Below are 20,315 nucleotides of genomic sequence, written 5' to 3' on the forward strand. Positions count from 1 at the left end.
CGTCCGATCGCGGCCCGAGCCTTCGGCAGCTCCTGCAGGTTTACATCCATCCCATGTAGGAGCTGCCGCAGGCTGCGATCTTTTGATCTTCAGGCCTTTTTGGTCCTCGGCAAAAAGATCGCCAACACCCCAAACAACGGCAAGAACGAACACAGGAAATACACGTACTCAATCCCGTGCACATCCGCCAGATGCCCAAGCAGCGCCGCACCTATCCCGCCAAAACCGAACATCAGACCGAAAAAGATCCCGGCAATCATCCCGACATTCCCCGGCACCAGCTCCTGCGCGTACACCACAATCGCCGAGAACGCCGAGGCGAGGATGAAGCCGATTATCACGCTGAGCACACTGGTCCAGAACAGATCGACGTGAGGCATCAGCAGCGTAAACGGCGCCACTCCAAGAATCGAAAACCAGATCACAGCCTTACGTCCGATCTTGTCGCCAATCGGCCCGCCGAAGAACGTGCCCGCCGCCACTGCACCAAGAAACAGGAACAGGTGCAACTGCGAGCTGGCCACCGACAGGTCGAACTTCTCGATCAGGTAGAACGTGAAATAGCTGGTGAGGCTGGCCATGTAGAAATACTTGGAGAACACCAGCAATCCGAGCACCACCAACGCACTGGTCACCCTGCCCTTCGACAGCCCGTGAGTCGCCGCCTGGCCCGCCTTGAGTTTGAACAGGTTCAAGTGATGGGCGTACCAGCGACTGATGCGGTACAGCACGAACAGCGCAAACACCGCGAACAAACCGAACCACGCCACATTGCCCTGACCGAACGGAATGATGATCGCTGCCGCCAGCAATGGCCCGAACGCGGAACCGGCGTTACCGCCAACCTGGAAGGTCGACTGCGCCAGACCAAAGCGCCCACCCGAGGCCAGTCGCGCGATCCGTGATGCCTCGGGGTGAAAGGTCGAGGAGCCGATGCCGATCAGCGCCGCCGCCAGCAGAATCATTGGAAAACTGCCGACTACTGACATCATCACAATGCCGATCAGCGTGCAAATTGAGCCCGCCGGCAACAGCCATGGTTTTGGATGCCGATCGGTGTGATACCCGACCCAGGGCTGCAACAGCGAAGCGGTCAGCTGGAAGGTCAGAGTGATCAGGCCGATCTGGGTGAAGGTCAGGCCGTAGCTGGCCTTCAGCATCGGGTAGATCGACGGCAAAACCGACTGGATCAGATCATTGATCAGATGCGCCAGCGCCACCGCGCCGATGATGCGCATCACCAGTGGGCTGCTTTGGGGTGGAGCGGACGCCGAAACAGCGGCGGTCGGAGCGTTGCTGATAGCCATGGAAAATTCCGGACAGCAGATAGGTGCACGTAGGCAGGTGCGTCAATGTGCCATTTTTCAGTGCGCGAGCGCTATCCCCTTAGCCAGCTAACTAACTTACCAACTGATCGCCTGATCAAACTTGTAGGAGCTGCCGTAGGCTGCGATCTTTTGATCTTGTATTTGAGAAGACAGGATCAAAAGATCGCAGCCTTCGGCAGCTCCTACACGGGGACGGGTGATTGATCGGGTGATAGCGCAACGCCATGGTCTGAATCTTGCCTTGCTTCTCCGCTTGAACGCGGTCGCCTTACAAAGGTGATCGACAATGGGAAGTTTCGCTACAAAGTTTGCCCACAGAGCGAACGAGGGTGAACTTTCGAGGCCTTTTAGCAGGGCACAACATCAACGTCGACCGACCGCGATGCACGCCATTGGTGCGTGGTGTCCAGAGGAGTCATGGGGCATGCAGGCTTTCCTATCACCGGGGATCAAATTGCTGGGGCGGTTTGGCTTCGCACGTAAATTCCAGTTGTTGTTTCTGCTATTCATTCTGCCGTTGGCCGGCAGCCTGTTGATGATCGGCCAGGACTATCGCGACAAGCTCAATCTGATTTCCGGTGAACGCGCCGGCGTACGTCAGTTGCTCGCGCTGGATGCGCTCGATAACTTGCTCGCCGCCCAGCGCGACCGCGCCGCCCGTTGGCGAGCAACGGAAACCAATCGTCAGCCGACGCCCGCGACGCTCGCCGCCATGGCTGCGTTCGATGCTGTGCAGCCGGCTGTCCAGCAAGCCACCACTGACTTGGGCAATGCCCTGAATAACGAGGGCGCCGAAGGCGAAACCCTCACCCGCTATCAGGCGCTGCAAACCGCGCTCGCTGGCCTCGACTCGAAAAGCCTCAGCGGCGTCGGCTGGTGGCCGGACGGTTACGACCGTTTCACCAACGCCCTCAGCGCCCTGCAAGCGCTGCGCGAGCAAATCGTCATGGACAACCGCCTGACCCTCGCGCCATGGCTGGAAACCTATCTGCTCACGCAGATTTCCACGCAGCACGCACCGGACCTGATCGAGCGGGTCGGGCGCCTCGCGGCGGTCGGTCAGGCTTCGGTGGTGTCCGGCCAGTTCACTTTGCAAAGTCGCTTGCAGTTGCGCGATCTGCGCAGCCGTATCGGCGATGCCCGTGAGCAGTTGGTCAAAACCGCAGGCCTGCTGGAAGCGCGCCTGCCCCCAGGCCTGCAATCCTGGGCCAGCCAATACCACGACAGCCTCAAACACCTGGACAGCGGCCTCAAAGTGCTGGACGACGGCGTGTTCGGTGGCAGCATCAATCTCAAACCGGAAGACTTCGAACGCAGCCTTGACGGGTTGCTGACCGACCTCGCCGCCCTGCGCCAGCAATCACTGATGTCGCTGGATCAGCGCCTCGAAGACCATCACGGCTCGGCGGTTCGCCAGCTGATCATCGTCGCGGCGGTATTCGGCTGTCTGCTGCTGGCGGCGCTGTACCTGTTCATCTGCCTGCAAGCCTCGATCCGCCGCAGCGCCAGCGGCATCACCGTTCTTGCCGAAGCCCTGCGCGACGGCAATCTGAGCCTACAAGTACCGGTCGTGGGACACGACGAACTGGCGGCGATCAGCACCGCCCTCAACGTCGCCGTGGTGCAATTGCGCACCAGCATGATCGGCGTCGATCACGAGACTTCACAACTGAGCAACGCGGTTCGCAGCCTCAACGATCATTCAAGTGGCGCCCTCAACGAAGTCGAAGCACAGCAGTTGCAGATCAGCCAGATCGCCGCTGCGGCCACGCAACTGGCGGCGACCTCCCAAGGCGTGGCACAGAGCTGCGAACAGGCCTCTGGCAGCGCCCAGCACACTCGGCGCATCGCCGCCGACAGCAGCCGCGACAGCCAGCGCACCACAGCGAGCATTCAACAGCTCAACCAACGCTTGAACGACACCGCTGCGGCGCTGGGTCGGGTCAGCGAGCAAGGGCAGCAGATTCAATTGGTGGTCGACACCATTCGCGGCGTGGCCGAGCAGACCAACCTGCTCGCGCTCAACGCAGCCATCGAAGCCGCGCGCGCCGGGGAACAGGGTCGCGGTTTCGCGGTGGTCGCCGATGAGGTGCGCAGCCTGTCGCAACGTACGCAATCGTCCACCGCGCAGATCGCCGGCACGGTCGACAGCCTGCGCGCCACGGTCAACGAAGCAGTGAGCCTGATGGAAGCCGCCTGCGGCCAGGCACAAACGGACGCCGAAGCAGTGACCGGGCTGGGCGAACGCCTGGGCGAAATTGCCAGCGCCGTGCAAAGCGTCACCGACACCCTGGCGCAGATCGCCACAGCGGTTGAAGAGCAAGCGACTACAGCCGACGAGGTCAGCAGCAATATCCAGCAAGTCGATCAGGCAGCGGTGCGATTGCTCGAAGGCGCGCGCGCGGTGAATCTGGCGGCGGACACCTTGAGTCAGGGCAGTCATGCCTTGAGCGCCAACACCGCGAGATTTCAGCTGCGTTGATGCCCTGCCCGGCACGATTTTCGGGGCCGGAGGATAAGCGGTTGAAAATAAGAAGAAATATTTTAAATTTACGCTTGACGCTTTTTCATTTCAGGGGAATAATGCGCGCCACTTGGCTACATAGCTCAGTTGGTTAGAGCATAGCATTCATAATGCTGGGGTCCGGGGTTCAAGTCCCTGTGTAGCCACCAAGTACTGATTCACAGATGTCTCTAGATGTCTCTGAATCAAAACAAGAAGCCCGCCTAGTGCGGGTTTTCTTGTTTCTGGCTATCCCTCCTTGTATCCCCCTATACCTTCCCTCTGTGTATCCTCGGCAAATAATTGAACCGAAGGGATACAGGTCAGATGAAGCGTTCAGAGATAAAGCGCCGCCCCTCTCCGATACCGCATTGGCCGGGCTACCGGCACCTCCTCACGCTTCCTAAGCCGGCTATACGCAACCCCTGGGCATCGCTTAAACAAAGGCTATACACAACCCCCCAGGCATCGAGCATTTCCAGAGACTCGGAGCGCTCGTCGGCGAATGAGCAGTAAGCAGTTTGTTTCATGCCCCGATCAAAGCAGCGCTGCTACGCTTTCATTTTCTCGAATGGAGTCGAGCGATGCCTTTGGACGATGACTGCGAAGTGGTATTTGTCGCCGGCCTGGGCAAGATGCTGGGATGCACCGAGGCGGCGGTCAGCCAGGGGATGACTCGGGGCGTAGGCTGGTTACCAAAGAGTTTCAGAATGGGCACCAGACACTGCTGGCTGAAGGCGGATGTTCGGGAGTTCCTGCGTGCCTGCCGAGACGGCGAGAACAAGGCACCGAAGGTCGGTAGACCGCGAAAGGCACCGCCAAAACTGAGAGATATTAGGAGATGACAGAGAGCATTGATCGTTTCATGCGCCTCGACGAGGTGCTTCACATCACCGGTCTCAGTTGCGCCACGGTTTATCGTCGAATGAAGAAAGGCACCTTCCCAAGACAGATCCGGATAGGCCCAACTCGGTGGCCTGACGTCGGTCAGCAATCGTTAAATGGATGTTCGATCTAAACCCAGTCGGAGATTGAAGTGCTGGAGGGCGGGACACATAGACCAGAATCGAAAAGCCCGGCGCTGGGCCGGGCTTCTGTTTGCAATTGCTGATCAGGCTGCTGCGTGTTCTTGATCATCCTGGCTATGAGTTACCACTTTCGACAGTCCAAGCCCTACAGCGGACAATACCTTCAGTAGCGTAGACAGGCCTGGGTTTCCATCTGCTGAAAATTGTCTATAGAGATTCCCTCTATTCAGTCCGGTTGTGTTGGAAACAGCGGCAAACCCGCCTCTCGCCTCTACTACACGGCGTACCGCGGTAAGAAAAACAGACTCACCGCCCTCTTCGTCAATTTCCTCTAGTGCTGCAACGAGATACTCAAGAGCAAAGTCCTCGTCTGTGCGCAGCATTTCGAGAACACTGTCCTCGTGATTGCTTACGCTTTTCATTTTGCTACCCCTTCAGCGCCTTCCAAATTTCTATTGATTGATCGATGTCGTTTTGCTGTCTTTGCTTCGTTCCGCCGCCCAGCAAGAGTAAAACCAACGTGCCGGAAATGACGTAATACACCCGATAACCGGGACCGTAATCGATGCGCAACTCGTAGACTGAATCGCCTACGGGGGCGTGATCACCAAAATTACCTAGGGCGGCCCGCTCCACTCTAGTGGTGATGCGCGCTTTTGCCCTGGAGTCTCGAAGTGAGTCAAGCCAGCACTGGTACAGATCGACATCGTTGTCAGTGTGGGCGTGCTTCACTTCATACATGCAGTGTACCTTTAAAGGGACAAATTACTAATTGATAAAGTTCATCGAGTGGATTGGGTCGATGGGTGTCCATTTGTACAGTGAAAAACGCCTTCCACCTGGGCCTCGAGCTCTCAGGATCAAGTGGCGCGCCATTCACGCTTGCGGTGAGCCGAAATGTAGACGATCAAGCTGAGGAATGCGAAAAATGCGCTATGTGACTGTCAGAAAGTTTTCCAGCGACTCTGGGTACACTGAGGCAGCGATTCGAGCAAAGATCGCTGACGGCACTTGGGGTAAAGATCACGTTTGGCGAAAGGCACCTGACGGGCGAGTGCTGATCGACGTCGATGGTTACGAAGCTTGGGTGGAGATGGGCAAACCATCAACGGCGAATCGAGAAGATAAGTTCCGGTCAGCGCAGAGCCCCGGGGCGCTGACGAGCAAAGGGCCAAAACTCGGAAGTCCACAGCCGTTAGTGTGATACAGCTCGTCGGAGCGAACATGCTTTCCGAATGGTGGCTTTCGGGCCCCTTCTGGCGGAAAGAAAAAATGCCAAAAAGTACCTAGCAGCGAGCGCCATGTATCCCCAGATGTATCCGTCACGCAAACAGAAAGACAAATATTCAATAAATACATATGGTTAGGCGCTCAGTTCAAATGCCTGTGTAACACCAAGTATTAAAAACGGCTTACCGAAAGGTAGGCCGTTTTTTTATGCCTGTAGAAAAGTCTCGGTAATCCGTTACTCCGCGGTAATCACCAAGCACCCTTTCATCACGCGGACTTTAACGTTCTCGTTCACCTCGAATCCCGCCTGTCGCAACCACATTCCGCGTAGCCTGATCCAGGGTACGGGTTTGCCGGGACTGTAGGCTTTGTCCTTTGTGTGGACCGGGTAAAAATCAGCGGCGATTTTCAACCGGCGTTCAGTGATGGGGGTTGATGACGTATGATCGGCCTTAGCCATGGTTCAGCTCCTTTATCAGCTGCTTTTGGTTAGCGGGGCCAAGGTGTTGTCGCACCTTGGTTCCGCGTTCTTTGGTTTACATCAAACTTCTCTTTCTTCGTCGCTTGTTTTGGTCGCTGCCTGTGCGATCAAGGCGTCGAGCATCTGCGCAATGACCTTCTGTTGGACCTTCGAAAGCTCATTGATGGACTGCAGCCGTCGATACCACGTCGAGGTCAAGCTGCGTCTGGGCGTCTCCGTGTACGAGGGAACCCCGAGCAGATCTTCAACAGGAACGCGAAGCGCAAATGCCATCTTCACCAGTGTCGTTACCGGCATGCTGCGGGTGCCCTCCTCGTAGCCCTGAAAGGTCTGCCGGGAAAGACCTAAAGCCCGTGCAAACCGAGTCTGGGTGATCTCGTGCACTGTGCGTAAGTGAGCAATGCGACTGCCCATCGCCACCAGAAAATCTCGGTCTTTTTCATTAGAGATGCTCAACGGACTTATCCTTTTATAAAGACCCATCCCGGGAACCGTCAAAACATCCTCATGCAGCACCGCGTAGGCTGTCGACCTGATTATGCTGTAGGAGAAATGTGGATTTACACGCCATCCAAACAGAAAGACTACAAACGCGAAATGCCCTTGATTCACCTGAATCAATCGCCAATGAACGGACCGAGATAGCGCTGTAGGAAACGAGTTCGATCCAGGTACGAATTGGATTTTTCGTAAATCCAGGCGCGTGAAACTCAACCCATCGGTTTGCCCGAATTCCCCATTGACCGACAAGCTTCCCTGGCTCGATTCAAAGCCATACAGGGAGTTGTCATGGCTCGATTCAAATCCCTCTTCGACGAAGACTGGCCCTGGAAGCATCCGCACGGCGGCGGCTCATGGGCTGCTTGGAATCCGCCCCCCGCGCCAGAGCCGATGTACATCGAAAAGGATGAATGGCCAACGCCCAAGCCCCGTGAAGATCTGGTGTTCGCCAAGTCCTGCACGGCGGGTAACTGGTGTCGAACGGACGCGGGCACTGCACTGGAACCCGCCTCGAACTTCGGCAGGATCATGGTCGCGGGCGCCATGCTCTTCCCCTCTGCCAGCACCACGATTGCGACGGCGATAGGCGCCGATCTCGCCTTGGGCCGTTTGGCCGGTGGCGGAATTCTGCAGCAGCGCCTCAATTGGGCAATACGTGGCGCAGGCGGGCCGGCCAGCATTTTCATCCTCGGGATGCTCCCGACCAGGATGGGCGACGGCACGCTGTACAACGATCAACAGCTGCGCGACATGAGCCGCGCCACCACGCGCGTGCGTTTTCAATTCCGGCGTGACGCCGAAGGGGTCATGCAGATTTACGGCATCCACACCGGCGCCTCGGGCGATGATTCGGTGCGTACCGTCAAAGTCGAGTGGAACCGCGACAAGACTGCGATGGAGGCCAAGCTCAACGGCATTACGATTCTATGGACGCCGCAACGCGGGCCACTCGGTTCAATGCCGCCGCTGGTCTATCCGGAACACGGCGAGCAACTGAACACGATCCTTGTTCATCCAATCGCGGAGAACACCGACAGCAAGATAGAAGGCCTGCCCGGCGAGGACATGACTGCCGAGGATTGTATTCTGGTGTTCCCGGCGGACACTGGGCTGAAGTCGCTGTATGTGGTGTTTTCGAGGCCGGCCAGACTGACGCCGGGTACGGTGACAGGGATTGGAGAGGATGTTTCGGGGATATGGCTTGCTGGGGCGGGAACGGGGATAGGCGTGCCGATTCCGACACGGATTGCGGATAGGCTCAAGGGGCGGGAGTTTTCGAGCTTCGATGCCTTCAGAAAGGCGTTTTGGACTGAGGTTGTGAATGATCCAGGACTGGCTGAGCAATTTAAACCGCAGAATATTGCGCTTATGCGCAGTGCCAGCGCGCCTCATGCCCGGTATCAAGATGCTGCGGGTAAAAGAAAAACTTACGAACTGCATCACGTTGTAAGGGTATCGGACGGTGGTGCTGTGTATGGCATCGAGAACTTAAGGGTCAGCACGCCAAAAAACCATATAGATATTCACCGGAAATAACCTCATGGCAAATAAAATTACTGATTACACCGAAGTGCAATTCATTAGCTTATTGCAGGAAATATTCACTTCTAATGGGGATGGCACGCCAGAGATGGTGTTGGCGGATCTATTGGATAAATTCTGTGAGCTCGCCGAGCATCCCGCGGGTACTGACCTGATTTATTGGCCGGAGGATGACGCTGATTGCACCCCTGAAGGCATCACCGAAACCGTAAAAAAATGGCGCGCCTGCAAGGGGCTGCCCGGATTCAAACAGTAATTCAATCCAATCCATTCAAACCGAGTACTACATGACAAAAATATCGGACTACACAGAAGCCGAGTTTATAAGTCTTATCGAAAAAGTACGGACCGCCAATAAGAGCGGCTCAGACGCACAGCTTGGTGAGTTGCTGGCACAATTCAGGACGCTTTGCGGCCACCCGGATGGAACCGATTTGATTTTTTATCCAGAGCCAACAGCAGACAGTTCTGCCGAGGGCATCACCAAGACTGTAAAGCAATGGCGAGCCGCGCAGGGTTTACCAGGGTTCAGCGGTGGAAACACCTGAATGCAGTCAAGCTGACAGTGGATTATGCACAAAGGCCGGGGGCTCACCCTATCCAGAGTCAAGGACAAGGTGACAGCCTGAACGATCCATTTATCAAAAGCAGCTTCTCGGACTACACCGAACAAGGCTTCGCTAAATTCATAGACGCAATCCGAAAGGAAGATAAGGCGCCAACGGATGAGCGTGCGGATGTTCTGGTGAGGCACTTCAACGAGGTTGTTGGCCACCCAAGCGGGATGGACCTCATTTATTACCCTGAACCCGGAGCTGACACATCGTCCGCTGGTATAACCCGTACAGTTGCAACATGGCGTGCTGCTAATGGACTGCCCGGGTTTAAGCAATAAGCGCTTTTTATACCTTGAGACAACACCGAACCTGTGGCGAGGGGATTTATCGCCGGTGGGGTGCGAAGCGCCCCCCGCCTCTTCATTAAATGAATGGGACTGCTGCGCAGTCCATCGGGGATAAATCCCCTCGCCACAGAGTTCCGCCTGACCTATTCGGGACTCTCTGCCGAAAGGGCTGCCAACCCCCTCCCCCAAATCTGCCGAGTCCGCAACCCCACCATCGCCCGCCAATCCGGATCCGCCGGATAAAACTGCTCCAGCAGATTCAGTTTGATCACCCTCCCCGTCGCATCCAGTGGATCACCATGCAGATGCAGCCAATGATCATCGCGCAGATGCCGATGCACAACCGGCCCCGGATACGTCCCGCACTCAATAACAAATGGCATCAGTTGCACGTCCGGCAATGCATTGAGCAACGCCTGTGAGGTGTAGCCAGTAGCCGTCGCCGCAACACCTGTTTCGCTCAGGGTGTCGGCGCCGGTGTGCAGGGTGTAGAGCCATGGGCCGTAGATCGCCTGGGCCTGCGCGAGTGCCGGGTAAGGCGCTTGGGTGATAGTGAGCAACATCGGATGGCCGTACTCACCGGCGCCGGTGTGCAGGTCGAAGCACATCAGCGTTTCAGCGCCAGCCAGATGCGCTTCGATGATTTGATGCAACGTGCGATTCGACCAGCTCGGCGCGCGGCCACCGTAAAACAGGCCGTCGGGATGACTGTGCTGACCGCCCTCGACGATCGACATCACTGCCGGCCAGCCCTGCTCTTCGATCTGCGCAGCCAGCAAGGCATCGGCACGTTGTCGCTCGGGGCCGTTCAGGTCGCGGCAGGCGTAGATTTCATGCAGTGCGGCGTATGCGCGGTTATCCGGTAGCGGCCCGGTGAAATCCAGGTGATTGCGATTGAGGTCGATGTTGTCTTCGTTGACCCGGCGCAACCACGCCGTGCCCCAGGGATTGATCAGGTGAACCATCACCACGGCAACATCCTTGGGCAGCGAACCCGGCACGAACGTTTTCAGCCAGTCGATCTGACAGTCAGAGCCGTAATAACCCTCCACCCCGTGCGTACCGCTCAATATCACCAGACGCCGCTTCGCCTGCGGATCGCCGAGCACGGCAACGTCGGTGCTCAATGGCTCGCCAAACGGCCCGCTACGTGGATGCGCATAAGAGGTCAGGGTCGCGCCAGCAGCGGTCGCGGCGGCAAGAAACTGTTCGCGCTGATGGCGGTAACAGGACTCGGTGGGAAACTCGCTGTGCATTATTGGCCTCTTGTGATTTTTTTGCCTTTATCTGTAGGAGTGAGCCTGCTCGCGATAGCGGTGGTTCAGTCAACACTGATGTTGGCCGTAATGACGCTATCGCGAGCAGGCTCACTCCTACAGGGGGATGTTGGTGCTCCATAAATTTGAGCTTGACCCTAGCGAACATCCGCCCTGAAAAGAAAGACAAAAATGCCCACCGGTTTGCGTCGCGCCCGAGCGGCCGATAAAGTCCCACAGACTTTTTCCCCCACGGACGGAGAGCCCGCGTGTTTTCAGCCTTGCCCTTGAGCCGCTTTCGCCTGCCTGCCCTGACGCTGATCATCAGCGCCCTGACCCTCGCCGCGTGCAACGCCCCGCCCTCCTCGACTTTGCCACTGGCACCGGAAGCCGCCTCCGGTTATCGCACCGACCTGCAAACCCGTCACGCCAGCAAACACATGGCCGCTGCGGCCAATCCACTTGCCGCTGAAGCGGGTCGGGAGATCCTGCGTCAAGGCGGCTCAGCGATTGATGCCGCGATTGCGATGCAAGCGGTGCTGACATTGGTTGAGCCGCAATCCTCCGGGATCGGTGGCGGCGCGATGATCGTGCTGTGGGACGGCAAACAGGTGCGCACCTATGACGGTCGCGAAACCGCACCGGCCGGTGCCACCGAGAAGCTGTTCCTGCAAGCGGACGGTAAACCGATGCCATTCCCGCAGGCGCAGATTGGCGGCCGGTCGGTCGGCACGCCGGGCGTGTTGCGTGCGCTTGAGATGGCGCATAAAGAACACGGCCGTCTGCCGTGGGCGAAGCTGTTCGAACCGGCAATCAAACTGGCCGAACAGGGTTTTGCGATTTCCCCGCGCCTGTATTCGTTGCTGGCGTCCGATCCGGTGATCCGCCGCTCGCCAGACATGGCCGCGTATTTTCTCAATGGCGATGGCAGCGTGAAAGCCGTCGGCACTCGCCTGCAGAATCCAGCCTTGGCCGCCGTGCTCAAACGCATTGCCAGCGAAGGTGCCGACGCGCTGTACACAGGCCCGATCGCCGAGGAGATCGTCGCCAAGGTGCAGGGCCACGCCAATCCCGGCAGCCTGTCGTTGAATGATCTCCAAGGTTACAAAGCCAAAGAGCGCGCGCCTTTGTGCACTGACTATAAACGCTGGCAGGTTTGCGGCATGCCGCCACCGTCGTCGGGCGGGATCGCCGTGGCGCAGATTCTCGGCACCTTGCAGGCACTGGAAACCCGCGATCCGCGCCTTTCGCTGACCCCGCTGAAACCCCACAAGACTGACAAACCGGCCGGCCTCGAACCCGATCCACAAGCCGTGCATCTGATCGCCGAGGCTGAACGCCTGGCCTATGCCGACCGCGCGCAATACGTCGCCGATACTGACTTCGTGCCGGTGCCGGTCAAAGGCCTGGTCGACCCAGGCTATCTCGCCAGCCGCGCCAGCCTGATCGGCGAACGCAGCATGGGCAGCGCCAAACCGGGAACACCGCCGGGCGTGCAAGTGGCTTACGCGCCGGATCGCTCACCGCTGCGCATCTCCACCTCGCAAGTGGTCGCGGTGGATGACCTCGGCGGCGCCGTGTCGATGACCACCACCATCGAAGCCGCGTTCGGCTCGCACCTGATGGTTCAGGGCTTTTTGCTGAACAACCAGATGACCGACTTCTCGTTCATCCCTGAAGAGAACGGCCAGAAAGTCGCCAACCGCGTCGAACCCGGCAAACGTCCGCGCTCATCCATGGCACCCACGCTGATCTTCGACCGCAACAGCAGCGAATTCCTCGCCAGCGTCGGCTCGCCGGGCGGCTCGCAGATAATCGAATACGTCGCCAAAACCACCGTCGGCCTGCTCGACTGGAACCTCGACCCGCAAAGCGCCATCAGCCTCCCCAACTTCGGCAGCCGCAACGGCCCCACTGAACTTGAACAAGGCCAGTTCAGCCCGGCGCTGGTTCAGGCATTGAAAGACAAAGGCCACACCGTTAACGAAATCGATATGACCAGCGGCACCCAGGCCATCGTGCGGGTAAAGGATGCACAGGGAAATGCATCGCTGGAAGGTGGCGCGGATCCTCGGCGTGAAGGAGAGGCGCTGGGGGACTGAGGATTACGCAGTGAACGGAAAAGGCTTACCGGGAGGTAGGCCTTTGCGCTGGGCGTTTGCCATCAACGAAATTCAAATCGCCAGCGTCTTGCCATCTACCGCGTCACCAATCGTCAGGAAATGCCCACCCGCCACATGGTGCAGCGTGCGCAAACCATCATGCCCTTCGAAATGCCAGCGCCCTTCGCTGAACACACGTTCATCAGCGTGGGCGGCGATGACTTCGGCGAGGAACAAATCGTACTGTTCGTGATTGCGCGGCTCGGGCAACAATCGACATTCGAGCCAGGCAACGCACCCTTCGAGCAGCGGCGCTTCAACTTTCTCGCCGCTAAAGGTCTGCAAGCCATAGGCCTGAAACTTGTCCTGCCCTTGGCTTTGAGTGATTTCCAGACCTGAAGTCGAACCGACGGTTTGCACGACATCGGCCTGATTGACGCAAGGAACGTTGAGTACGAAGGTGCCGGACGCCTCGAGCAATTGCCGCGTCCAGGTGGATTTATCCAGCACGACGGCGACTTTCGGCGGTTCGAAATCCAGTGGCATCGCCCACGCGGCGGCCATGATGTTGCGCTGTCCGTCATGGGCGGCGCTGACCAGTACGGTCGGGCCGTGATTGAGCAAACGGTAGGCTTTGTTCAGGGCAACCGGGCGGCGGTGGGAATCGCTCATGGGGATCTGCTCCGGGTAAAAGGAACAGATTGTAGCGCCAGAACTGCTGACGAAAACCCCTGTAGGAGCTGCGGCACGCTGCGATCTTTTGATCCTGATTCTGAGACTTGAAATCAAAAGATCAAAAGATCGCAGCGTGCCGCAGCTCCTACGGGGAGCATCAGTTAGACAGTTGGTTGGCGAACTGGCCGACCGCGTTCACGACTTTCTGCGCGCCGTCCTGAATCTCGACGATCACCGTGCCCGCCTCGGCCGCCAGCGCCAGACCTTGTTCGGCCTGGAGCTTGCCGTCGGTCATCAGTGCCACGGCGTTGCGTGCCATTTCCTGGTTTTGCCTTACCACCAAGACAATTTCATCGGTTGCCTGGCTGGTGCGCGACGCCAGTTGCCGCACTTCGTCGGCGACCACGGCAAAACCACGGCCCTGCTCACCGGCACGGGCCGCTTCGATCGCGGCGTTGAGCGCCAGCAGGTTGGTCTGTTCAGCGATGCCGCTGATGGTTTTGACGATCGTGCCAATCACCAGCGACTGCTCGTTGAGCGCTTCTATGCCTTCACCTGCGGCCTGCATGTGCCGCGACAAATCGCGCATCACGTTGACCGCTTCGGTCACCACGGTAGTGCCGCGCTGCGCAGTGCTGTCGGTTTGTTGCGAAGTGCTGTAGGCAATGCTGGCCGCATCCGCAACGGCTTGTTCGCGGTTGACCTGATCGGTGATCACCGTGGCGAACTTCACCACTTTGTACAGTTTGTTGTTGGCATCGACCACCGGGTTGTAGGACGCCTCCAGCCAGACTGTACGACCATGGCTGTCGACACGTTTGAAGCGGTCAGCCACAAACTCGCCGTTGTTCAAGCGACGCCAGAAATTCTGATACTCGGCACTGTTGTACTCTTCGGGCGTGCAGAACATGCGGTGATGTTTGCCCTTGATCTGCGCCAGGCTGTAACCCATGCCGCTGAGGAAGCGCTCGTTGGCGTTCAGCACGTTACCGTTCAAATCGAACTCGATCACAGCGGTGGAACGCACCAGTGCACCGATCAGGTTTTCATGCTCGCGGGAGGCTTCGATCGTGCGGGTCAGGTCGCTGGAGAAGATCGAGATGTGCTTGATCCGCCCATCCGAAGAACGTACCGGCTGCACGATCGAGCGCAACCAGGCCTCGTCACCGTTGCCACGCAGCAGTCGCACGGCACCGGCGAAATGCTCGCCGCGAGTCATGGCGTTCTTGAAGCGCTGATGGAATTCGTCGGATTTCACATGGGCCGGGACGATGTCATCGATGGCCCGGCCAATCAGATCCTGGCTCTTGTAAAACATCTCGCTGAGGAAGTTCTGGTTGACCGACTGAACCCGTCCGTCCGGCTCGAGGGTCAGCACCATCATCTCGCTTTCCAGGCTTTCCTTCACTTGCACAAGGCTGGAGAGTTCTTCACGAAGAGCAGCCAGCTCTTGCTTCAAGCGTTTATTGAACATGGGAGAGCACCGATGGGCAGGGTGGAAAGCGGGATACAGCCTAACCATCGGCTTTGGACAGCTTTTCTGAAGAGCGATTGAGACTCGTCAGTCAAAAATAGTTCGGGCTCGGCGAGTCAGGCAGTTCCGGCAACCTGACATGGCCCCGTACGCGGCATCCGCGAGCCAAAATACGCCGCACTCAGCACACCCACTGTGCCCATCACCGCGCAGAAGATTACGCAGATCCACGGGCTCCATGGCATCAGACCGATCAGCAACAACGGCGTGATACTCGCCCAGGCGGCGTAGGCAATGTTGTAGGTGAAGGAAATGCCTGACACGCGAATACGCGCCGGGAACAACCCGACCATCACCGACGGCACTGCACCGACAACGCCGCAGGCAAGACCGGCTACGGCGTACGCCAGACCAAGCCAACTGCCGCCCATGATCAAGCAGCTGTAAAGCACGCCAATGCCAAGCGGCAGCAACACGCTATACAGCATCACCGTGCGCCAGGCACCGATGCGATCCACCAGCAACCCGGCGATCACGCAACCGATGTTGAGGAAGACGATGCCCAGGGCGCTGAGCGCAAAAGTGTGGCTGGCGGTCATGCCGAAGGTTTTCTGCATCATGGTCGGGGTGATGACCACGAACACCACCACCGCCGACGTCAGCACGCAGGTCAGCAACATGGCTGGCAGCATCGCCAGTCGATGTTCACGCAGCACTGTACGCAGCGGCAGTTCGACCCGCGCTTCGCGCTGCGCTTGCATCGCCATGAACACCGGGGTTTCGCTCAACCAGCGGCGCAGGTAGACACCGATCACGCCGAACACGCCGCCCAGCAGGAAAGGATAGCGCCAGGCGTAATCAAGAATTTCCGCCGGGGTGAAGACTTGTGCCAGGAACGTCGCGGTCAGCGCGCCGATCAGATACCCGAAGGTCAAACCGGCCTGCAAGAAGCCCAAGGCATAACCGCGATGCCCGGTCGGAGCGTGCTCGGCGACGAATACCCAGGCACTCGGCACTTCACCGCCAACCGCCGCGCCTTGCAAGATGCGCAGCGCCAACAACAGCAGCGGTGCGAAATAACCGATCTGGGCGTAAGTCGGCATGATCCCGATCAGCAGGCACGGCAGCGCCATCATCAGGATGCTCAGGCTGAAGACTTTTTTGCGGCCCATCCGGTCGGCGAAATGCGCCATCAGAATCCCGCCCAGCGGCCGCGCCAGATAACCGGTGACGAAAATCCCGAAGCTTTGCAGCAGTCGCAGCCACTCGGGCATTTCCGGCGGGAAGAACAACTGACTGAGGGTCAGGGCGAAGAATACGAAGATGATGAAATCGTAGATTTCCAGCGCCCCGCCGAGGGCCGCAAGGCCCAGGGTCTTGTAGTCGGAGCGGCTGAACGGCACCGGTTTGGCCGTGTTTTGGGCAGTCATGGCAAAGAACTCTGGCAGGCAAAAAACCAAGGCGCACATGGTCTACGCAAATGCGCCAATGGACAACCCGTTAGACCATAGTCCCGGTTTTGCAAAACCTGCTCACAAAGAAACGGCAGTTGATTTACTGTAAATGCCCGTCCTGCAGGGCGAACTCCACTGTCGGCGAGTCGAGCCGATACCTTGTAGGAGTGAGCCTGCTCGCGATGGCGTCGTCTCAGTCGATACACATGTTGAATGTAAAGACGCCATCGCGAGCAGGCTCACTCCTACAGGGGCTGTGCGATTCATCCCCTGGACCAAAAATAACCATAAAAAATCCGAGGTATTCCCGTGGCCGTTGATATCGAAGATAGCCGCTCTGCGCGCTTCGCCCTGCGCTGTTCAAGCTTTGCCGAACGCTGGTTTCCCGATTCGTGGGTATTCGCAGCGTTAGCCGTCATCATCGTTGCACTGGCCACATTGGCCATGGGCGCCAAACCCACTGCCGCCGCCATGGCATTCGGCGACGGGTTCTGGAGCCTGATCCCGTTCACCATGCAAATGGCCTTTGTGGTAATCGGCGGCTACGTGGTCGCCAGTTCCCCACCCGCCGTGAAACTGATTGATCGCTTGGCGCGCATCCCGAAAAACGGCCGCTCTGCCGTGGCCTGGGTCGCGTTGATCTCGATGGTTGCCTCGTTGCTGAACTGGGGCCTGTCGCTGGTGTTCGGCGGTTTGCTGGTCCGCGCCCTCGCCCGCCGCACCGATCTGAAAATGGATTACCGTGCTGCTGGCGCCGCCGCGTATCTGGGGCTTGGCGCGGTGTGGGCGCTGGGTCTGTCATCGTCGGCGGCGCAGTTGCAGGCCAACCCCGGCAGCCTGCCGCCGTCGATTCTGTCGATCACTGGCGTTATCCCGTTCACCGAAACCATATTCCTCTGGCAGTCCGGCGTGATGTTGCTGGCGCTGATCGTGGTTTCGATCATCATTGCCTACGCCACCGCCCCCGGCCCGAACTCTGCGCGCAGCGCCGAGGCCTGCGGGATTGACCCGGCCTTCAACCTGCCACCGCTGCAACCGCGCACGCGCCCCGGCGAATGGCTGGAACACAGCCCGCTGCTGATCATCGTTTTGGTGCTGCTGGCGGCAGGATGGCTGTTCCATGAATTCTCGACGAAACCTGCGATCACCGCGATTTCCGGGCTCAACACCTACAACTTCCTGTTCATCATGCTCGGCGCACTGCTGCACTGGCGCCCGCGCAGCTTCCTTGATGCCGTCGCCCGCGCGGTGCCGACCACCACCGGCGTGCTGATCCAGTTTCCGCTGTACGGCTCGATCGCCGCGCTGATGACCACCGTCAAAGGCGCTGATGCGCAAACCCTGGCCCATCACATCTCGACGTTCTTCGTCAGCATCGCCTCGCACGATACCTATGCGCTGCTGATGGGCGTTTACTCGGCAATTCTCGGTTTCTTCATCCCGTCCGGCGGCGGCAAGTGGATCATCGAAGCGCCGTATGTGATGCAAGTCGCCAACGATCTGCAATACCACCTCGGCTGGGCGGTGCAGATCTACAACGCGGCGGAGGCACTACCGAACCTGATCAATCCGTTCTACATGCTGCCGCTATTGGGCGTGCTCGGCTTGAAGGCGCGGGACCTGATCGGTTTCTCGTTCGTGCAATTGCTGGTGCATACACCGCTGGTGCTGCTGTTGCTGTGGGCGCTGGGGACGACACTGGCGTATACGCCGCCGGTGATGCCGTAACCTGACGCAATTGCACCTGCCTCGCGGCAGGTGCAATCAGTTTTGAATGGTGGGGAGGACTTTCAAGAGTTCAGGCAACGCAACCATGACGGTTTCCCACACCACGTCCAGATTGATATCGAAGTACCCGTGCGCAATCCGGTTGCGCATTCCGCGCATCGCACGCCATGGAACCTGGGAATTCAGAGCGGTGAACTCAGGATAACGATCCATCACCTTGGTAGCTGCCTCGCCAATGATGATCAAGCTCATGATGACCGCTTGTTGCGTACGCTTGTCGTCGACGAACTCTTACTTGCTGAGGCCTTCGACAAAGATCAGCGCATCACTCGCGGCAAGGCGCATGTGCTCAAGATAATCGCCGAGCCGATTCTCAGTCATACGGGACGTGCCTGATCAAGCACCTGCTGTCGAAACTTCAGTGGCAGGTCTCCTGGCGTGAGCAGATCAACAGTCACGCCGAGCAAGTCTTCCAGTTCAACCTGAAGCCCGCCGAGATCAAACAAAGTGGCGCCGGGCAGCGGGTCGACCAACAGATCCAGATCACTTCCTTCAATATCAGTCCCCAATACCGCCGAACCAAATACGCGGGGGTTGGCCACACGGAATCGGCCAACGACTTCTCGGATGGCGGATCGTTGCAGCTCAAGTGCAGTGGAAGGCTTCATTCTTCACCAACGCAAGATTCGATATGCCAGCAGTCTAGCTGAAAGTGCTACGCGAAGGCCCGCCATGGAAACATGGCAGCGATCACTTGAAGCCGGTAACGCCATGGGAGGCATTGACCAATGCCCGCACCTACAACTGATCCTGGCCTTTGTTCACCGTAGAATTTGCCAGTTAACACTTCTCCGAACAACAGCGCTGATCCAATATGAAGCACCCCAAAATCGGGGGAACCACGCTGAAAAGGATCTGAGCATGTTCAAACTCGCAGGACTTACCCTCGCCGCGCTGACACTGAGCGCCGCCGCCCACGCCGATGTCGACCTGAAGCTGGGCAGCACCGAGCGCGTCACTCGTCTGTTCGCCTACCCCAACAACTGCAGCGTGATTTGCTTCCGCAACTGGACGCTGGAGCAGACCGTCGCGCACTACCTGACCCAGAGCGTGCAACGCGACGGCTATGCCAATGCGAAGGTTCTGGTGAAAACCGATAACGACCAGATCCATGCCGAAATCAGCGGCGTGCCGCAGGGCTACGACAAGCCGCTGTCGGCGCTGCTGGACGCGGGAGATCTGGCCTACACCGGCGCCAGCAAGCTCAACGCCGATGGCAAATGGGCGTATAGCTGGTATCTGTTCCTGCCGTTGGGCATGGCCCTGGAAAATCGCAAAAGCGTCGAATTGCTGCACTTTCCGCCGGATTACTCGCTGACCCAGGCTCAGGATTATCTTCGCTCCAATACCACCGACCGCTGGGCAACGCTGCTGACGGTCAATGGCATCCCCGCCGATCAGACCCCGGCCTATCAGACGATTATCGACATCGCCCCGATCGCCGCGCCGTCCAACGCCGGCAGTGATCTGGAGGGTGTCTATGACTACTTCAAGGATTACCAGACCACGCTGGTCAAGCAGTTCAGCCAGACCGTCAGCGGCACGACACTGCCGATGGTGGCTTTCGGTGCACCGGTTCGCAACTGGATCAAGCAGCAATACGGGCCGACCGTGAACGTCCTCGGCCTGGCGACCATCAGCCCGAGCGCAGGCGTGAACGTGCCGGTGTTAGGGTCCAACCATCCGAGTTATATCTGGTACGCCGCCGACGCCAAAAGCTACACCGGCGACGATGCGCAAGCCAAGGCTGACGCGGCAGGCCTGAGGGTAATGGGGCAGGACTTGAGCGCCGCCTGCTGGCAGGCCGATATGGGCAGTAAACCGGGCAGCGATGCGCAGAGCACTCTCAGTCAGTGCACGCAGACCTGGCAAGTCACCCAAAAGGTCAAAACCTGCGAGTTGTTCTACACCTCGATTCGCGATCTGACCCCGGAGCAAGCCGCCACCCAGTGCGCCACCCCACCCGTCAAAGCTCAACTGCAACAGCTCAAAGCGCCTTTGCCAGCCACTGCCGTCCCTGCCCCACACCTGTAACCGTGCCGAAGATTT

At 58.5% G+C, this 20,315-nt stretch carries 19 protein-coding genes, 1 tRNA gene and 2 pseudogenes; 10 read left to right on the top strand and 12 right to left on the bottom strand.

The genetic code is table 11. The features are described from left to right. Window positions 1–89: 89 nt before the first annotated feature. On the bottom strand, window positions 90–1,307 hold the full coding sequence (locus ACA061_RS22350; protein ID WP_150605270.1) for an MFS transporter: 1,218 nt from the start codon (window positions 1,305–1,307) through the stop codon (window positions 90–92). A gap of 445 nt (window positions 1,308–1,752) precedes the next feature. Between ACA061_RS22350 and ACA061_RS22355 the strand changes: the two genes are divergently transcribed. The 3 genes from ACA061_RS22355 (at window position 1,753) to ACA061_RS22365 (ending at window position 4,849) form a co-directional block, all read left to right on the top strand. After that, entirely contained in the window at window positions 1,753–3,810 is a 2,058-nt protein-coding gene (locus tag ACA061_RS22355) for a methyl-accepting chemotaxis protein (RefSeq protein ID WP_497300062.1), read from the top strand. Between the two features lie 114 nt (window positions 3,811–3,924). Beyond that, a tRNA-Met gene (locus ACA061_RS22360) sits at window positions 3,925–4,001 on the top strand. A gap of 695 nt (window positions 4,002–4,696) precedes the next feature. Next, entirely contained in the window at window positions 4,697–4,849 is a 153-nt protein-coding gene (locus ACA061_RS22365; protein WP_497301984.1) for a helix-turn-helix transcriptional regulator, read from the top strand. Between the two features lie 93 nt (window positions 4,850–4,942). Here ACA061_RS22365 and ACA061_RS22370 read toward each other — a convergent pair whose 3' ends face one another. From ACA061_RS22370 to ACA061_RS22385, 4 genes are all read right to left on the bottom strand, one after another. Further along, on the bottom strand, window positions 4,943–5,281 hold the full coding sequence (locus tag ACA061_RS22370; protein WP_030129686.1) for a helix-turn-helix domain-containing transcriptional regulator: 339 nt from the start codon (window positions 5,279–5,281) through the stop codon (window positions 4,943–4,945). A gap of 4 nt (window positions 5,282–5,285) precedes the next feature. Further along, entirely contained in the window at window positions 5,286–5,600 is a 315-nt protein-coding gene (locus tag ACA061_RS22375) for a type II toxin-antitoxin system RelE/ParE family toxin (RefSeq protein WP_030129685.1), read from the bottom strand. A gap of 724 nt (window positions 5,601–6,324) precedes the next feature. Then, window positions 6,325–6,549, bottom strand: a complete 225-nt coding sequence (locus ACA061_RS22380; protein ID WP_497300063.1) for a SymE family type I addiction module toxin — start codon at window positions 6,547–6,549, stop codon at window positions 6,325–6,327. An 81-nt stretch (window positions 6,550–6,630) separates the two neighbouring features. After that, window positions 6,631–7,026, bottom strand: coding sequence for a helix-turn-helix domain-containing protein (locus ACA061_RS22385; protein ID WP_497300064.1), 396 nt, complete (start codon window positions 7,024–7,026; stop codon window positions 6,631–6,633). Between the two features lie 333 nt (window positions 7,027–7,359). Here ACA061_RS22385 and ACA061_RS22390 point away from each other — a divergent pair, with 333 nt between their 5' ends. Genes ACA061_RS22390 through ACA061_RS22405 form a run of 4 tightly spaced genes read left to right on the top strand, consistent with a single transcriptional unit; the run spans window position 7,360 to window position 9,508 of the window. Further along, entirely contained in the window at window positions 7,360–8,607 is a 1,248-nt protein-coding gene (locus ACA061_RS22390) for a pyocin-S2/colicin E7-DNase domain-containing protein (protein ID WP_497300065.1), read from the top strand. A 4-nt stretch (window positions 8,608–8,611) separates the two neighbouring features. Next, the gene (locus tag ACA061_RS22395; RefSeq protein ID WP_497300066.1) at window positions 8,612–8,869 is read left to right on the top strand and encodes a bacteriocin immunity protein; all 258 of its coding nucleotides are present in this window, start codon (window positions 8,612–8,614) and stop codon (window positions 8,867–8,869) included. Window positions 8,870–8,900: 31 nt separating this feature from the next. Beyond that, a complete protein-coding gene (locus ACA061_RS22400; protein ID WP_497300067.1) occupies window positions 8,901–9,161 on the top strand; it encodes a bacteriocin immunity protein in 261 nt (86 codons plus the stop codon). Further along, entirely contained in the window at window positions 9,113–9,508 is a 396-nt protein-coding gene (locus ACA061_RS22405; protein ID WP_497300068.1) for a bacteriocin immunity protein, read from the top strand. The genes ACA061_RS22400 and ACA061_RS22405 overlap by 49 nt, the downstream gene beginning before the upstream one ends. 152 nt (window positions 9,509–9,660) lie before the next feature. Here the strand turns inward: ACA061_RS22405 and ACA061_RS22410 are convergent, their stop codons facing one another. Then, a complete protein-coding gene (locus ACA061_RS22410; RefSeq protein WP_497300069.1) occupies window positions 9,661–10,773 on the bottom strand; it encodes a DUF2817 domain-containing protein in 1,113 nt (370 codons plus the stop codon). Window positions 10,774–11,042: 269 nt separating this feature from the next. Between ACA061_RS22410 and ggt the strand changes: the two genes are divergently transcribed. Further along, window positions 11,043–12,875 carry a gamma-glutamyltransferase gene (gene ggt / locus ACA061_RS22415; RefSeq protein ID WP_497300070.1) on the top strand — a complete coding sequence of 611 codons (1,833 nt, stop codon included), beginning with the start codon at window positions 11,043–11,045 and terminating at the stop codon, window positions 12,873–12,875. A gap of 72 nt (window positions 12,876–12,947) precedes the next feature. Here the strand turns inward: ggt and ACA061_RS22420 are convergent, their stop codons facing one another. From ACA061_RS22420 to ACA061_RS22435, 4 genes and pseudogenes are all read right to left on the bottom strand, one after another. After that, window positions 12,948–13,547 (bottom strand): flavin reductase family protein, encoded by a 600-nt coding sequence (locus ACA061_RS22420; protein WP_150616386.1) that lies wholly within the window; start codon window positions 13,545–13,547, stop codon window positions 12,948–12,950. Between the two features lie 160 nt (window positions 13,548–13,707). Further along, entirely contained in the window at window positions 13,708–14,268 is a 561-nt protein-coding gene (locus ACA061_RS22425; protein WP_412071369.1) for a methyl-accepting chemotaxis protein, read from the bottom strand. Next, a pseudogene (locus ACA061_RS22430) lies at window positions 14,248–15,072 on the bottom strand (PAS domain-containing protein); the annotation flags it as partial. The pseudogene ACA061_RS22430 and the gene ACA061_RS22425, both read right to left, overlap by 21 nt. Window positions 15,073–15,140: 68 nt before the next feature. Then, entirely contained in the window at window positions 15,141–16,454 is a 1,314-nt protein-coding gene (locus tag ACA061_RS22435; protein WP_150616388.1) for an MFS transporter, read from the bottom strand. Between the two features lie 333 nt (window positions 16,455–16,787). Here ACA061_RS22435 and ACA061_RS22440 point away from each other — a divergent pair, with 333 nt between their 5' ends. Then, window positions 16,788–18,206, top strand: coding sequence for a short-chain fatty acid transporter (locus ACA061_RS22440; protein WP_150605262.1), 1,419 nt, complete (start codon window positions 16,788–16,790; stop codon window positions 18,204–18,206). 36 nt (window positions 18,207–18,242) lie between these two features. Here ACA061_RS22440 and ACA061_RS22445 read toward each other — a convergent pair. Together ACA061_RS22445 and ACA061_RS22450 are read right to left on the bottom strand one after the other, a co-directional pair. Next, window positions 18,243–18,485 (bottom strand): annotated as a pseudogene (locus ACA061_RS22445) (HepT-like ribonuclease domain-containing protein); the annotation flags it as partial. Window positions 18,486–18,583: 98 nt separating this feature from the next. Further along, entirely contained in the window at window positions 18,584–18,874 is a 291-nt protein-coding gene (locus ACA061_RS22450) for a nucleotidyltransferase family protein (RefSeq protein WP_150616390.1), read from the bottom strand. 253 nt (window positions 18,875–19,127) lie between these two features. On the opposite strand from ACA061_RS22450, the gene ACA061_RS22455 reads away from it, so the two are divergent. Further along, entirely contained in the window at window positions 19,128–20,300 is a 1,173-nt protein-coding gene (locus tag ACA061_RS22455) for a hypothetical protein (RefSeq protein ID WP_150605261.1), read from the top strand. Window positions 20,301–20,315: the final 15 nt, after the last annotated feature.

It is taken from the genome of Pseudomonas sp. LBUM1668 (genome assembly GCF_059695715.1).

Bases quoted from the DNA above. Each gene is read 5' to 3' on its own strand.
- ACA061_RS22420 (WP_150616386.1), bottom strand. From the start codon at position 13,547: ATGAGCGATTCCCACCGCCGCCCGGTTGCCCTGAACAAAGCCTACCGT.
- ACA061_RS22390 (WP_497300065.1), top strand. From the start codon at position 7,360: ATGGCTCGATTCAAATCCCTCTTCGACGAAGACTGGCCCTGGAAGCAT.
- ACA061_RS22395 (WP_497300066.1), top strand. From the start codon at position 8,612: ATGGCAAATAAAATTACTGATTACACCGAAGTGCAATTCATTAGCTTA.
- ACA061_RS22435 (WP_150616388.1), bottom strand. From the start codon at position 16,454: ATGACTGCCCAAAACACGGCCAAACCGGTGCCGTTCAGCCGCTCCGAC.
- ACA061_RS22375 (WP_030129685.1), bottom strand. From the start codon at position 5,600: ATGTATGAAGTGAAGCACGCCCACACTGACAACGATGTCGATCTGTAC.
- ACA061_RS22455 (WP_150605261.1), top strand. From the start codon at position 19,128: ATGTTCAAACTCGCAGGACTTACCCTCGCCGCGCTGACACTGAGCGCC.
- ACA061_RS22400 (WP_497300067.1), top strand. From the start codon at position 8,901: ATGACAAAAATATCGGACTACACAGAAGCCGAGTTTATAAGTCTTATC.
- ACA061_RS22350 (WP_150605270.1), bottom strand. From the start codon at position 1,307: ATGGCTATCAGCAACGCTCCGACCGCCGCTGTTTCGGCGTCCGCTCCA.
- ACA061_RS22450 (WP_150616390.1), bottom strand. From the start codon at position 18,874: ATGAAGCCTTCCACTGCACTTGAGCTGCAACGATCCGCCATCCGAGAA.
- ACA061_RS22405 (WP_497300068.1), top strand. From the start codon at position 9,113: ATGGCGAGCCGCGCAGGGTTTACCAGGGTTCAGCGGTGGAAACACCTG.
- ACA061_RS22355 (WP_497300062.1), top strand. From the start codon at position 1,753: ATGCAGGCTTTCCTATCACCGGGGATCAAATTGCTGGGGCGGTTTGGC.
- ACA061_RS22380 (WP_497300063.1), bottom strand. From the start codon at position 6,549: ATGGCTAAGGCCGATCATACGTCATCAACCCCCATCACTGAACGCCGG.
- ACA061_RS22365 (WP_497301984.1), top strand. From the start codon at position 4,697: ATGCGCCTCGACGAGGTGCTTCACATCACCGGTCTCAGTTGCGCCACG.
- ACA061_RS22370 (WP_030129686.1), bottom strand. From the start codon at position 5,281: ATGAAAAGCGTAAGCAATCACGAGGACAGTGTTCTCGAAATGCTGCGC.
- ACA061_RS22410 (WP_497300069.1), bottom strand. From the start codon at position 10,773: ATGCACAGCGAGTTTCCCACCGAGTCCTGTTACCGCCATCAGCGCGAA.